At 54.0% G+C, this 13,030-nt stretch carries 14 protein-coding genes; all 14 read right to left on the reverse strand.

All coding sequences use genetic code 11. From position 1 onward, the window contains the following. Positions 1-25 precede the first annotated feature (25 nt). On the reverse strand, positions 26-859 hold the full coding sequence (gene cysQ, locus L4174_RS15765) for a 3'(2'),5'-bisphosphate nucleotidase CysQ (RefSeq protein WP_248144688.1): 834 nt from the start codon (positions 857-859) through the stop codon (positions 26-28). A 14-nt stretch (positions 860-873) separates the two neighbouring features. Next, the gene (gene nudE / locus L4174_RS15770) at positions 874-1,422 is read right to left on the reverse strand and encodes an ADP compounds hydrolase NudE (RefSeq protein ID WP_248144687.1); all 549 of its coding nucleotides are present in this window, start codon (positions 1,420-1,422) and stop codon (positions 874-876) included. Positions 1,423-1,549: 127 nt separating this feature from the next. Then, positions 1,550-2,308, reverse strand: coding sequence for a type II secretion system protein N (locus L4174_RS15775; RefSeq protein WP_248144686.1), 759 nt, complete (start codon positions 2,306-2,308; stop codon positions 1,550-1,552). 2 nt (positions 2,309-2,310) lie between these two features. Then, positions 2,311-2,793: a type II secretion system protein M gene (locus L4174_RS15780; protein ID WP_248144685.1), complete on the reverse strand. Its 483-nt coding sequence runs from the start codon at positions 2,791-2,793 to the stop codon at positions 2,311-2,313. Continuing rightward, complete coding sequence (gene gspL / locus L4174_RS15785; RefSeq protein WP_248144684.1) at positions 2,790-4,079, reverse strand: type II secretion system protein GspL; 1,290 nt, start codon at positions 4,077-4,079, stop codon at positions 2,790-2,792. Before gspL ends, L4174_RS15780 begins: the two co-directional genes overlap by 4 nt. After that, positions 4,048-5,067: a type II secretion system minor pseudopilin GspK gene (gspK, locus tag L4174_RS15790; protein WP_248144683.1), complete on the reverse strand. Its 1,020-nt coding sequence runs from the start codon at positions 5,065-5,067 to the stop codon at positions 4,048-4,050. The genes gspL and gspK overlap by 32 nt, the downstream gene beginning before the upstream one ends. Then, positions 5,064-5,732 (reverse strand): type II secretion system minor pseudopilin GspJ, encoded by a 669-nt coding sequence (gene gspJ, locus L4174_RS15795; RefSeq protein ID WP_248144682.1) that lies wholly within the window; start codon positions 5,730-5,732, stop codon positions 5,064-5,066. Before gspJ ends, gspK begins: the two co-directional genes overlap by 4 nt. Beyond that, positions 5,722-6,099 (reverse strand): type II secretion system minor pseudopilin GspI, encoded by a 378-nt coding sequence (gene gspI / locus L4174_RS15800; protein ID WP_248144681.1) that lies wholly within the window; start codon positions 6,097-6,099, stop codon positions 5,722-5,724. Before gspI ends, gspJ begins: the two co-directional genes overlap by 11 nt. Beyond that, a complete protein-coding gene (gene gspH / locus L4174_RS15805; RefSeq protein WP_248144680.1) occupies positions 6,096-6,671 on the reverse strand; it encodes a type II secretion system minor pseudopilin GspH in 576 nt (191 codons plus the stop codon). Before gspH ends, gspI begins: the two co-directional genes overlap by 4 nt. A gap of 8 nt (positions 6,672-6,679) precedes the next feature. Further along, complete coding sequence (gspG, locus tag L4174_RS15810) at positions 6,680-7,117, reverse strand: type II secretion system major pseudopilin GspG (protein WP_248144679.1); 438 nt, start codon at positions 7,115-7,117, stop codon at positions 6,680-6,682. A gap of 24 nt (positions 7,118-7,141) precedes the next feature. Continuing rightward, positions 7,142-8,362: a type II secretion system inner membrane protein GspF gene (gene gspF, locus L4174_RS15815; protein WP_248144678.1), complete on the reverse strand. Its 1,221-nt coding sequence runs from the start codon at positions 8,360-8,362 to the stop codon at positions 7,142-7,144. Further along, complete coding sequence (gene gspE / locus L4174_RS15820; protein WP_248144677.1) at positions 8,362-9,858, reverse strand: type II secretion system ATPase GspE; 1,497 nt, start codon at positions 9,856-9,858, stop codon at positions 8,362-8,364. Before gspE ends, gspF begins: the two co-directional genes overlap by 1 nt. Then, on the reverse strand, positions 9,858-11,870 hold the full coding sequence (gene gspD / locus L4174_RS15825) for a type II secretion system secretin GspD (RefSeq protein ID WP_305885150.1): 2,013 nt from the start codon (positions 11,868-11,870) through the stop codon (positions 9,858-9,860). The genes gspE and gspD overlap by 1 nt, the downstream gene beginning before the upstream one ends. Before the next feature lie 38 nt (positions 11,871-11,908). Next, positions 11,909-12,823 (reverse strand): type II secretion system protein GspC, encoded by a 915-nt coding sequence (gene gspC / locus L4174_RS15830; protein WP_248144676.1) that lies wholly within the window; start codon positions 12,821-12,823, stop codon positions 11,909-11,911. Positions 12,824-13,030 lie beyond the last annotated feature (207 nt).

Genomic DNA, 13,030 nt, shown 5'->3' on the forward strand with positions numbered 1-13,030 from the left:
CCGCTCGGGCCGTTTCAGTGTTTAGTTAACTGGCTTCCATCATCCGGTTATCCGGCGTCAGAATCTCAGACCAGGGCAGACTCTCATCGCCCAGAGTAATAAAGTTCGGATTTTCCAGCGTATGCCGCTCGTTGTAAGACAACGGCGTCAGATGTGTGTTGAGGATTCGACCGCCTGCTTCTTCGACAATGCATTGCGTCGCAGCAGTGTCCCACTCCCCGGTCGGCCCCAGTCGCAGATAACAATCCACCGCACCTTCGGCCACCAGACAGGATTTCAGTGCCGCCGAGCCCAGCGGTACCAAATCATAGTTCAGCGCCGGATCCAATCGATTGGTGATCACACGTATATCCTGACGCCGGCTGATTGCCACAGCAATCGAGCGTGTCGGACCTTCATGTTTATGAGTGGAAATCCGGACCGTTTCACCTTCCGGCGTGATCTTCCAGGCTCCCTGATTCCGATACGCGTAATACACAACGCCGGAGACCGGTGCATAGACCACCCCCATCACCGGCTGATTGTCTTCCACCAGCGCGATAATAGTTGCGAAATCTCCGCTGCCGGCAATAAATTCCTGAGTACCGTCCAGCGGGTCCACCAGCCAGTAGCGCTGCCACTGACTCCGCTCTGCAAAAGGAATGGCAGCATCTTCTTCCGACAAGACGGGAATGTCCGGAGTCAGTTCACTCAAACGCTCCAGCACTAGTTTATGGGCCGCCAGATCTGCACTGGTGACCGGAGTATTATCATGCTTGACCTGCTTCTCAAACTGGCCACGCTGGTAAATATCCAGTATTACCTGTCCCGATGCCCGGGCAATTTCAATCACGGATGGAATAAGGCTCGATAGTTCCATCTCACACTCCTGCGCTAGGATAAGTACTTCAATGCCAAAAATAAGGCGGTGATGCTTCTGGCTTCCGCAAAGTCCAGATGACTGAGCAGTTCCTCAGCCTGCGCCAATGGCCAGCGCACCACCTCCAGCGGTTCGGGTTCATCACCTTCCAGCCGTTCAGGATACAAGTCCTGGGCCAGAAACAGCGTCATCCGGCTGGAAAAATAGGACGGTGCCAGCACGACTTCTTTCATGGGGACCAAAATATTGGCACCGAAGCCGATTTCTTCTTTCATTTCACGGTTCGCAGCCTGCTCGGCCGCTTCACCATGATCGATCAGTCCTTTTGGAAAGCCCAGCTCATAGCGGTCAGTACCAGCCGAATATTCACGAACCAGTAGCAGGTCGCCTTCTGCCGTAACCGGGACCACCATCACCGCATGGCGCCCGCTGGGCTTCATGCGTTCATAGGTCCGTGTCACCCCGTTACTGAAGCGAAGATCCAAAGATTCAATCTTGAACAGGCGTGACTGGGCCACAACCTCAGTCGCCAGAATGGTTGGTTTTTTGCTTTCTGCCGCCATGCTGTTTCCTTGTAACTTGGTCTACCGGGTATTAAATGGCAAGGCTGTCAGAAAATAAAGTAAAAAAGCCACATTCCCCAAACCCGCTAGACCACTTTCAGCTTTGATGAACGCTGTCACCCTAAAATTACAGGCGACCGGAATACCGAACCGGATAACGGCCGCTGGCATCCGGACTCCCCAACCACTTAAGCTGATCCCGTAAATTAGCGGGCAGCTCTGCCCCGGGCGTAAACCAGCCATTGAGACTGTAGGTTTGATTCTGGCTCAAGCTAGCCTGCCAATCGCTTTCGACCTGATTTGATTTCTGGTGAGAGGTGGCCGCCAACTGCCCGTCGTTACAGCTTAGTTCAGCATTCACCGGCCCCAAGTCGATTTCACCCATCGGCGTGCCGACCAAAGCACCATTCCAGGTCAGTACACCATCCAGTGCCTGACAATAAGGCGAGGCAAATCGGTAATCATTCAGCGTCAGTGTAAAACTGCCGCCCAAGGTTAACGGTATCGGTAAGCGCACAGACTGCACCACCTGTTGCGCTGACATCGTCAGCACAACACCTTTTGCGTACGGGCCATCAAAATTAATGCCAAGAGTACCATCGCCACGGTATCCCAGCTCACTGCCCCTGCCCATGCTCACCTTAAAAGCCGCATCGCCTGTCAGCAGCTTCCAGGGAAACATTGTCCATTCAGCCTCTCCCAACACCCACTGCTGCCAGCGAATTTGCGATGCACTGCCCTTCCAGGGCGTCCCGCTGATCCCGGAGACAACCAACCCCGGTGTATTCGGTACAAACTGCCATAACCAGCTTGCGGGCAAATGCACCAGCAAACTCACCAGCAGGGCAAACACGAAGCTCACCCCAACAAACACTCTGAAACCCACGCTTAGCCTCGTCCCAACTGTAAACGGTTTACTTCGACCACACCGGCCTGATCGGTTTTGGACACATCCAGAAATTTCGCTTCAATCCCATGCTCATCCCGGAGAAATGCCAGCCAGTTCACCAGGGTATTAAACGGCAAAGGCTGAACCCAGACCTGTACCGATTCATCGCGCGGTTGCGGCTGCATCCGGATCAGTTCAATCCGGAATCGCCGGGTCGTTTCATTGACCACCTGATTCAGTCCTGTCGGACTGATGCTCCCAGACGCGCCGGTTTTCGCTCTGCGCTTCATGATATCATCCGCTTTGCTGCTCACCCAGGTCAGTAACTGGCGCTGGTTTTTCAGCTCATTTTCGGCGTGTTCCGCGCGTAAAGCCATCGGCTGCCAGATCCCCCAGTAGAGGACGGCAATCACCAGCACAATTCCGCCACCGATCACCAAGCGCTGTTCACGGCTGGTTAAGGACTTAAACCACTGATTCACGAACGCCTCCTCAGTACCAGCGCACCACTTACCTGCTGGCCTTCCCGGTTCAGCTGGCCCTGGTCAACTTCAAATTCTTTCACCAGCATTACCCTGAGTTGCTCAAAGTGCTGGAACTCCGCTGCAATTGCCTGAAGACGCAGCTCCTTACGGTTCTGATCATATTTCAGGTTCTGGACGGTCAGCTGCGGCACACTACTCAGAGCCGGCCGCAATTTGACCAGCCACGGCAACAGTCCCTCACCGGATTCCGCGCCGCCCAGGCGTTTCATTTCATCATTGAACTGACGCTTCACATATCCTGTATTCGGTATTGACTTAAACTGAGGCAGCACCTCACGGAAAATCCGGTAACTCTCTTCTTTATAGACCTCTGCCTGCTGCTCGATGCTCTGCACCCGAACCACATATTCAGCCACCATGCCCCCTAACAGCAACGCAGCGGCAATGCCGACTTTACGCCAGGGCTTCAGTGCCTTATGCCAGGTAGGCTGCAACTTGTAAGGGCCCGATAACAGGCTGGATTTACTCTCGTGCGCCCCTTTTGCCAGCAGCGCCATCACAAGTTCTGGTGCTTCAGCCTGCCAAACCCCGGGCATACCCGACGGTGCCGGGGTGAAATGACGGATACGTGTCTGAACCACCTCGGCATCTCCGCCTGCCAGTTCTTCAGCCACTTCAGCTTCAACCTCCTCCTCAGAGATATCTTCTTCCATGGCCTGACTGATCAAAGGAACTTTCTGTGCCGTCAGCCAACTTGCCAGCCACTCACTGTCTGCACATATTCCCTGTGTCACTGACTGCCGCAGCAACCACTGACCATCGATTTCCGCGGCACTGTAGCTGTTCTCAAATGCCGGCAGGCAGAGACAGTCCGGAATAACTTTCCGGACAGACAACCCGGCATCCTCACACAGTGACAGCCAGTCCTGCATCCGCTGATGACCCACCACTGCCACATGCGCTTTATCCGCTTCACGCTTCAGCATGTGGATATGCAAATCATCGACATCCTGAGCCAGCTCTTCCTCCAGCAGGTAAGGCAACACCTGCGCAAGCTGGCGTCCGGACCCTGATGGAATTGACACCTGACTCAGCAGCACATCACTTCCCGGCACCAGTAAGTACACCGGCCGGTTCGCACCGTAATCCGCCAGTTCGCTGAGCTGACTGCTGTCAGCCAGTTCACCCGAGGCAATTACTTCCTGTTGCTGTGGCGACCAGACCAGCCAATGCACCGGCCCGGCAGGACGGCTACTTAGCCTTATCGTCAGAAACTCGCTCACTCATTCCTCCATATCGGCGACGCACAACCGTCACCTTGTTCTCCCCGTCTCGTTTGAGCAGGGCCAGTATTCTTAATCGAGCCCGGTCTACTTTCACTTCAGCATCCAGCTCAAAATAATCACTTTTGACGGCCAGATAAGGCTTCGCCTGATCTCTGACCGTCTTGGTCAGACGACTGATTGCTCCGTCTGCCAAAAAGGCCTCAACATCCTGCCAGCCATCATAAGGACGATTTTCAATCAGCTGTCGGGCATCATCCAGGCTCAGCTCAGGGCTGAATACCCCGACCAGCAAGGCAGCCTGAGTCGCTTTGATGGTATTCACGTTAATCAGCAGCTCGGTGGTGGGCAAAGCACACAAGAATGGACGTGCCTGCTGGAACATTTTGGCGCTCACACCACTCACCGCCCGCAATTCGGTCACATCCGCCATCAGATTTCTGGGGGGAAGATAAGGCGGTGAAAAACCCTCATAGCTGCTGTCACCCGCACCATAAGCGCTGTATACAGTTTCATCCGGATCGACATATTCCCAGACGGAGTCCGCCGCCACTTCGGCTTCATAACTTTCACTGCCGCTTTCTTCCAGCAAGGCCTGCAGAAAACGGACCCGGAAAGGCTTTTTGGTTCGATCCTGCTCCGGCGCCTGGCCGGACAGAGCATTCAGGTTAAAACAGGCCTGGCGATCATAGATATTGCCCTTCACTTCCCCGTTATCCAACGGGTAGCTCTGGCCTTCTGTCGCCCAGACCTGACTGAGATTCACCGTGTCGCTGTCAGACAGACTTTGCTCGATTGCAACTTTCGCCAGCTGCTCCATCCCCTGGCTGTACCAGTAGGCCTGCTGGTTAAACACCTGGTTTTCAACCCGGTAGAAATTCAGCTGCAAGCGATCGGTCATCTGTACAGCCAGCAGTGTCATCATGGCGAGCAGAAGAAGGACAACGATCAGGGCAACCCCGCGCTGTTTCGCTGGTGACCGCCTCATGAATCTGCATCCCCGTCTTTTTTGGTTGCCGAAGGCAGTTTCGCCTCCGGCAGCATATATACGCGTTCAACTTTGCCGAAATCATCCAGCGTCAGCGTAACGGCAATCCCTTTGGGCAATGCCCCGCTGTCAGTCCAGCTGTCCTGCCAGCCCTCCGCGCCGTAGTAACGAAACGACAGTGCGGTCACGCCGGTCAGGACCTTGCGTACCAGCGGCTCAGTGCCGACCACCGTATCCGGATAACGAAACCAGACCCGTTCGAGCGTCTCATCAATGATCCGATAACCGACCCGAAGAATTTCGCTGCGGGGAAACATCTGCTGCGGATTTTGCCAGCCATCTCGGGTAAAAAGGATACCATGACTTGAAGAATCAAGAAGATACTCGCCACTTTGCAGCAGCGGACCACTTTCATTGTTCCCCTGCTGTCTGACCTGGCGGGCAACCATCTGGCGGAAATCACCATCAAGCATCACCATCGCACGCTGTATTTCCTGCAAGCGTTCATTATGCTCGCGAGACTGCTCATCGCTACGCTGAACCCCATTCATTACCTGATAAGCAGACATGCTGAGCATGGCGAAGACGGCAATCGCAACGAGCACTTCCAGCAGCGTAAATCCGGCTGAACGCTGCAGCCCGGATGGGCGACGCTCAGTTTTCAATGTAGGTCCTTAGGGTGGTTACCCGGTCTTTCATCGCTTCATCAGTCGCCACAGACACATCCAGAGCTCTCAGGTAGCCATCTGCGGTCTTCGTGCTGTTCACTGACCAGTACCAAGTTTGCCCGGCAAGCTCTGATTTGCCTTTTTTCTCGGCCGTCAGCCGTTCACCGGCAATGCGGAGCCGGGCGAGTTCATTGTCCGCCACCATGGTGGCAAAAGTTTTTTGTTCCAGATAACCCACGGTGTTGATGTGCTGACCAACAGCCTTCATAACACTGAGGGCAGCGGTGGCAAAAATGGCCAGCGCTACCAGAACTTCCAGCAAGGTAAATCCGGTTTGCGTGAATTTCGTCAGGCCATCTTTCATGGTTTCTTCCCCTCGCGGGTTTCGCCCGGAGCCAGCAAGTGCAGCTGTCCCACTTCATCGGCTTCAACCCGCCAGACATCACTTTCTCCGCTGGCATCAAAGGTCACGGTAAACGGAGTATACTCACCACTGGCCATGACAATAATTTGCGGTGGCCGGGCCTGCTTCTCCTTTTCCTCCGCGAACAGGTCTTCATCAAACAATGTCCCCGGCTCAAACAGACGGTCATCGTCCTGCCAGGCATTACTGCCGATTTTGACCTCCATTCCCAATGTGTCCGGCAGCGTTACTTCCGTAAAGTAACGGGAGTCTTTCAACGGCTGCCAGCCATCCGGCGCCAGCTCAAAAAAGCGATAGCCCTGTCGGTCAACCCGGACACCATAATCACGCCCGTTGAGCATCGCATCCTCCCCCAACAGCTGCACCAGATACTGAAAGCGATGCGCCTCTTCTTTCAGCGCATCGTCTTTCGGGGCAGGCAGGGTGAAAATAACGGCTACGGCGCTGGTTGCCAGCAGCACCAGCACCAGTAGCAGTTCGATCAGGGTAAAACCAGCAGCCTTTCGATACATATCGGAAATTAACGGTAGTCCAGCATATTCCAGTTGCCGATATCGGTATTCACACCTTCACCGCCTTCCTGACCATCAGCACCCAGGCTGAACACATCGACCGGGCCATTTTCGCCAGGCATCACATACTGGTAATCATTACCCCAAGGGTCTTTCGGCAGACGCTTGATATAGCCACCGGTACGGTAGTTACGCGGCTCCGGCGTGGATGACGGAGCCGTAACCAGCGCAGCCAGTCCCTGATCCGTGCTCGGGTACACACTGTTGTCCAGTTTGTACATGTCCAGCGCCTGCTCCAGTGCACCGATATCGGTCACCACTTTCTGCTGATCCGCCTTCTCTTTGTTACCCAGCAAGTTCGGCACGACCAGACTGGCCAGAACACCGAGAATCACGATAACCACCATGACTTCCAGCAGGGTAAAACCACGTTGTTGACGTTGCATTGCAAAAACCTCCAAAAGGAAAAACTACATGCCCACCATATTGTTCAGGGCAATAATTGGCATCAGGGTAGCAATGACAATAAACATTACTATCCCGGCCATCACTACTATCAGCAGGGGTTCAAACACCCCCAGTGCCATATTGACCAGTGACTCAAAGTCCCGGTCCTGATTATCTGCTGCCCGGGTCAGCATCTGCTCCAGCTCACCACTGCGCTCGCCACTGGCAATCATGTGCAGCATCATGGGCGGAAACAGTTTTGTCTGCTCAAGCGAGACCCGCAGACTGGCCCCTTCACGCACTTTATCTGCTGCTTCGAGGATTTGCTGGTTTACCCAGGTATTGGTCATGACCTGAGCCGCCACCTTCATCCCATCCAGCAACGGAATGGCGCTCGAGGTACAAATTGACAGTGTCCGGGCAAAGCGCGAGGTATTCAGCCCCCGGGCAACCTTACCGATCACCGGCACCTTCATCATACGCTGGTCCCACTTTAAACGCAGATCAGGACGGCGCAGTGCCATCCGGACTCCCATAATCAGTGCCAGGATCGCCAGAACGACGAGCAATCCCCAGTGCTGGACAAAGTTACTGGCCGCCAGCAACACCTGAGTGATCTGCGGCAGTTCCTGGCCCATATGAACAAATTGATCGACAATTTTTGGAACAACCGTTGCCAGCAGGAAAGCAACCACGGAAACGGCCACCAGCGTCAGCATGGTGGGATAGATCATCGCCTGCTGCAGCTTACTGCGCATTTTCTGGCGATTTTCCGTGTAATCAGCCAGCCGGTTCAGCACGGTATCCAGGTGGCCGGATTTTTCACCGGCCGCCACCATGGCACGGAACAGCTGATCAAAAATATGAGGGAATTCCGCCATACTGTCGGACAGGGTGTAACCTTCTACAACCCGGGAACGTACGGCCAGTATCATGTTCTTGAGGCGGACTTTTTCACTCTGCTCGGCAACGGCTCGCAGACACTCTTCCAGCGGCATTCCGGCCTGAACCAGCGTAGCCAGCTGCCGGGTCAGCAAAGACAATTCATTGGTACTGATGCCGCGGCGCAGCACCAGACGACCGCCCGCTTTGCGTTTTTCTCTTTCATGGCTCTGGCTGACTTCAACCGGGATCAGCCCCTGCTCCCGCAGTTGCTGACGGATCTGGCGCGCCGTATCCGCCTCCATGACCCCTTTTTTCTGGCGCCCTTTGGCATCCAGCGCTTTATATTCAAACGCTGCCATTATCCCTCCCTGGTGACCCGCATCACTTCTTCCAGCGTCGTGATCCCCAAGCGAACTTTCGCAAGTCCGTCATCACGGATACTCGGCGTATGCTGGCGGACCACCTTCTCAATGGCCTGCTCACCGGCTTCGGCATGGATCAGTTCCTGTACCTGTTCATCGACCAGCAACAGTTCATGAATACCAGTCCGGCCCCGGTAGCCTTTGTTGTTACAATGCTCGCAGCCGACAGGATGATAGAGAGTCAGGGATTCATACTCAGGCAGACCAAAAAGTTTCTTCTGCTCATTATCTGCCAGATAAGGCTTCCGGCATTCCTTACAGAGGGTCCGCACCAGACGCTGTGCCAGTACCCCCAACAGAGAAGACGAAACCAGGAAAGGCTCAATGCCCATGTCACGCAAACGGGTAATCGCACCGACTGCCGTATTGGTGTGCAGCGTTGACATCACCATGTGACCGGTCAGGGACGCCTGAACTGCAATTGAGGCAGTTTCAAGGTCACGGATCTCACCAACCATCACCACATCCGGGTCCTGACGCAGAATTGCACGCAGGCCGCGGGCAAAGGTCATGTCCACTTTGGTATTGACCTGTGTCTGGCCAATCCCGTCAATATCAAATTCAATCGGGTCTTCAACTGTCAGAATATTCCGCTCTGAGCTGTTCAGCTCCTGCAGGCCCGCATACAACGTCGTTGACTTACCGGAACCCGTCGGACCGGTCACCAGAATAATACCGTGCGGACGCTGAATGATGTATTGGAAACTCTCATGAATCCGGGGAGTCATCCCCAGGCTGTGCAGATCCAGCCGGGTTGCGTTTTTATCCAGCAAACGCAGCACTACTCGCTCACCGTGAGAGGAAGGCATGGTCGACACCCGCACATCGACGGCACGGCCACCGATGCGAAGTGAAATCCGGCCGTCCTGCGGGACCCGCTTCTCAGCAATATCCAGTCGTGCCATAACCTTGATACGAGACACCAGCAACGGTGAAAGTTTACGACTCGGGTTTAACACTTCTCGAAGCACGCCATCGACCCGGAAACGAATCGACAAAGCCTTTTCAAACGTTTCAATATGAATATCGGACGCACCTTCCTTGATAGCCTCTGCCAGCATCGCGTTGATCAATTTGATGATCGGCGCATCGTCTTCAGATTCAAGCAAATCTTCCGTCTGAGGCAACTCTTCAGCCAGCGAGAAAAAGTCATCGCTATCGGAGCCGAGATCTTCCATCAATTGGCGGGCTTCCGACGAATCACGCTGATAAGCTTCTGTCAGGCGCAATTCGAAAGCTTCAGGTGTCAATTGCTCAACATGAAAACTGCTACCGCAAACCCGGCGGACTTCCGCCAGGACCACGGCTTTCAGCGGGCTGCCATGATAAAGCACCCGGCCCTGCTCGCCTGCCTCCAGTACCACCTGATGACGCTTGGCAAATGAGAACGGTAAACGGAACTGCACCAGTTCAGTCGGGTGCACGTCGTTCATTATTGCTCCTCCAGACGGGAGACAAAGGCCCGTACTTCAGGCGGCAGCGCAATATCATCACCATATTTCGGCAACACAGGCGACTTGCTGTTTGGCATCAGGCGCAGACCTTCATCCGCTTTGTACAGCTGCTCGGCACGGATGTAGTTGTACTTGCGCTGGGTGATCCCATCAGCCGTCACCCCATCACGAATAATGGTCGGTTTAATAAAGACCATCAGGTTTGTGCGGCCCTTACTGGTATTGTTGGACTTAAACAGATGGCCCAGAATCGGGATATCCCCCAGCAGCGGAATTTTCGATTCGTTCTCGTTCGACTGGTCCTGAATCAGGCCGCCCAGTGCAATCATCTGACCGTCCTGAATCAAGACGGACGTTGTCAGCTGACGCTTGGAGAAGCGAACGTCGACCGCACCGTTTGCACCCAGGACATTGGATACTTCCTGCTCAATTTTCAGCTGAACTGAGTCACCTTCGTTAATCTGCGGAGTTACTTTCAGCTTGATACCCACTTCTTTCCGCTCAACGGTCTGGAATGGGTTATCGTTATTGGAACTGGCAGTCGAACCCGTCACCACCGGCACTTCTTCACCGACGATGAACGAAGCTTCACCGTTATCCATCACGGTAATACTTGGCGAAGACAGAATATTCGATTCACGATCCGTGGCAACGGCGTTCACCAGCATAGTCCAGTCACCCATGATCAGCCCCAGCACCGCGCCGTTGGCACCAGACAACACCTGACCCAACGTCGTAAAGTCACCGCTTTCGGTCACTTCGACATCCACCAGATTGTTATTGTTGTCAAAACGCTGCTCAGTTGTAGTTGTGTCCTTGGCTTCTTCCAGACCAATCAGGTACTGACCAATCGGCACGTTGGAGTTGCCAAACTGCACAACACCATTTTCTTTTGAGCCGTACTGAATCCCGAGGTTAATCCCGGCACCTTCGGAAAGCTCAACGATCATGGCTTCAATCAGCACCTGTGCACGGCGGATATCCAGCTGAGCAATGATGTTTTCCATCGCGCGCATGATATCAGGCGGTGCCGTCAGGATCAGGGCGTTGGTATCGGCGTGGGCAGCGATCATCACTTCATTTTTCGTGTTGGTTGTCTTCGCATTTCCCTGCTTTTCAGCCTGCAGGTTATCCGAAACCCCTTTCAGCACGTCCACCAAATCTTCAGCATTGGCGTATTTCAGATAAATAACCCGGTTGTTCCCGGCGCTCGCCATCTCTTTATCCAGCTGACGGATCAGACGTTTCAGGCGTTCACGTACCTTCGGGTCACCAGACAGCAACACGGCGTTAGTTCGTTCATCCGCCACCAGCTTCGGTTGCAGGAATTCAGGTGTGGACTTGGCATCGGCTGATTTATTCAATGCATCGACAATCCGGACCATCTCCGCCGCGGAGGCATTATTCAGCTCCACCACGTCGATTTCTTTATCGCCGGCGCGGTCAACCCGCTCGATGATCTCGGCCAGACGATTCACAACGGCCGCACGACCGGTGATCATAATGATGTTTGCCGGATCGTAGTGCACGACGTTACCAGCACCGGCATTATCGTTGAGCTGACGCAGCAAAGGAGAGAGTTCCCGCACCGACACGTTACGTACCGCCACAACCCTGGTCACGACTTCGTCGCCCTGAGCCTGTGTTTTGCTGTCGACCACGGGGATTGAAGAAGTTTTTGCGTCTTTGTCACGAATCACCTTGAGTACACCGTTGTCCATCTCGACGACAGCAAACCCATATACTTCCAGCACATTCAGGAAAAACTGATAGTACTGCTCATCATTTAACAAATCGTAACTGCGTACATTCACCTGTCCCCTGACAGATGGGTCTACGATAATTGTCTTTTGCAGGTTCCGTCCGACAATATTAATAAACTCTTGAATATCAGTTCCTTTAAAACTGGCGCTGAATTCGCTCGCCATCAGAGGAGCCGATAGCAGGCTGGCCGCCAGCCATAGGGTGCCCTTACCCATCCATTTTTTCACAACTAACTCCTGCGTGTGTACGCAATGTGTTCAGGCTGCTATTGCAGCTCAATATATATGTCATGTAACTGGCCATCGCGCTCAACGGTCAGCGTGAGCTCCGTGGCCGAAGACAGTTCGGTCCACAGCCGTGCCATCACAGCCTCGTCTTTCAAATCGTTGCCATTCAGGCTGACCGCCAGATCATCCGGCTGTAAACCAACGGCATCAAACAGCACCCGGTTTTTCCCCGGATTGACCCGATAGCCGAGCAAATTTCCATCCTGCTTCACCTGTGAAAGCCGAATGTAAGAAAAAAGATTCTGCGGTTTCTCCAGAATTTCCTGCTTAATCTGCGCCAGCTCATCCGCCCCGCCCTGCGCAGGCTCAGGTGCAGCTCTTGTAGCCGGCGGTGGCGGGGTTGAACGTGACGCACTCTGGCCAAACTTTACGCCGTCCAGCATCAGGGTTTCATCCCGGCCGTTGTTGCGGATAATCACCCGGTCAACAAAGACGGCCTGCAAGGTGGCACGTGTCCCGTCAATCGCTTCATTCAGACCGTAAGTATTCTGTTTGCCCCGGTTCGTAATCACCGCCAGGCTGGTGCCGGGATCGTCGCTTGCGACCACCCCAACCAGTGTCAGATTCAGCTTGGTTTCCGGCGCGTCCTGTTTGACTGGTTTCTGCGGGGTTACTTTCGGGGTATCCGCCCGGTACCGGCCAAACAGCTCCATACTGGTGATATCTGAGATCTGGAATCCTTCCTGCTTGCTCCCGGTGGCCGTGACCAATGGCGCCTGCCAGGTTGGAGGGGTTTCTACCGGCTGCAAAAAGGACCACAGCAGGCGTCCCAACACCCAGGCCAGCACAATCACCAGCCACCAGGTCACGATCCGGGTCAGGGTCTGCATGGAAGGCATCCGTTTACCCGCAACTGCCTGACGCCACTGCATTGTTACCCTAGCTACATCCATTGACTGTTTCTGCCTCGTGACTCTGTGTAATCAATATTATGACAAGCAAGTCTTTGCTTAGGTTCCTGTTAAAAGCTGCAATTTTTTGCATACCCATGAAAGCTCATCTTGTTGCATGACAGGTTAATATAGCAAACCCAATCAATGAAAAAACATAACTCATTCAATAAGAATGCCGTTTCGTGTGAGCAAATTCCCATTCATTGT

The sequence above is a fragment of the Photobacterium sp. CCB-ST2H9 genome (genome assembly GCF_023151555.2).
Classification (GTDB): domain Bacteria; phylum Pseudomonadota; class Gammaproteobacteria; order Enterobacterales; family Vibrionaceae; genus Photobacterium.

What these genes read in the sequence shown, in the direction of transcription:
- gspF (WP_248144678.1), bottom strand. Translation starts at nt 8,362, where the DNA reads ATGGCAGCGTTTGAATATAAAGCGCTGGATGCCAAAGGGCGCCAGAAA.
- cysQ (WP_248144688.1), bottom strand. Translation starts at nt 859, where the DNA reads ATGGAACTATCGAGCCTTATTCCATCCGTGATTGAAATTGCCCGGGCA.
- gspH (WP_248144680.1), bottom strand. Translation starts at nt 6,671, where the DNA reads ATGTATCGAAAGGCTGCTGGTTTTACCCTGATCGAACTGCTACTGGTG.
- gspK (WP_248144683.1), bottom strand. Translation starts at nt 5,067, where the DNA reads ATGAGGCGGTCACCAGCGAAACAGCGCGGGGTTGCCCTGATCGTTGTC.
- nudE (WP_248144687.1), bottom strand. Translation starts at nt 1,422, where the DNA reads ATGGCGGCAGAAAGCAAAAAACCAACCATTCTGGCGACTGAGGTTGTG.
- gspI (WP_248144681.1), bottom strand. Translation starts at nt 6,099, where the DNA reads ATGAAAGATGGCCTGACGAAATTCACGCAAACCGGATTTACCTTGCTG.
- gspG (WP_248144679.1), bottom strand. Translation starts at nt 7,117, where the DNA reads ATGCAACGTCAACAACGTGGTTTTACCCTGCTGGAAGTCATGGTGGTT.
- gspE (WP_248144677.1), bottom strand. Translation starts at nt 9,858, where the DNA reads ATGAACGACGTGCACCCGACTGAACTGGTGCAGTTCCGTTTACCGTTC.
- gspC (WP_248144676.1), bottom strand. Translation starts at nt 12,823, where the DNA reads ATGGATGTAGCTAGGGTAACAATGCAGTGGCGTCAGGCAGTTGCGGGT.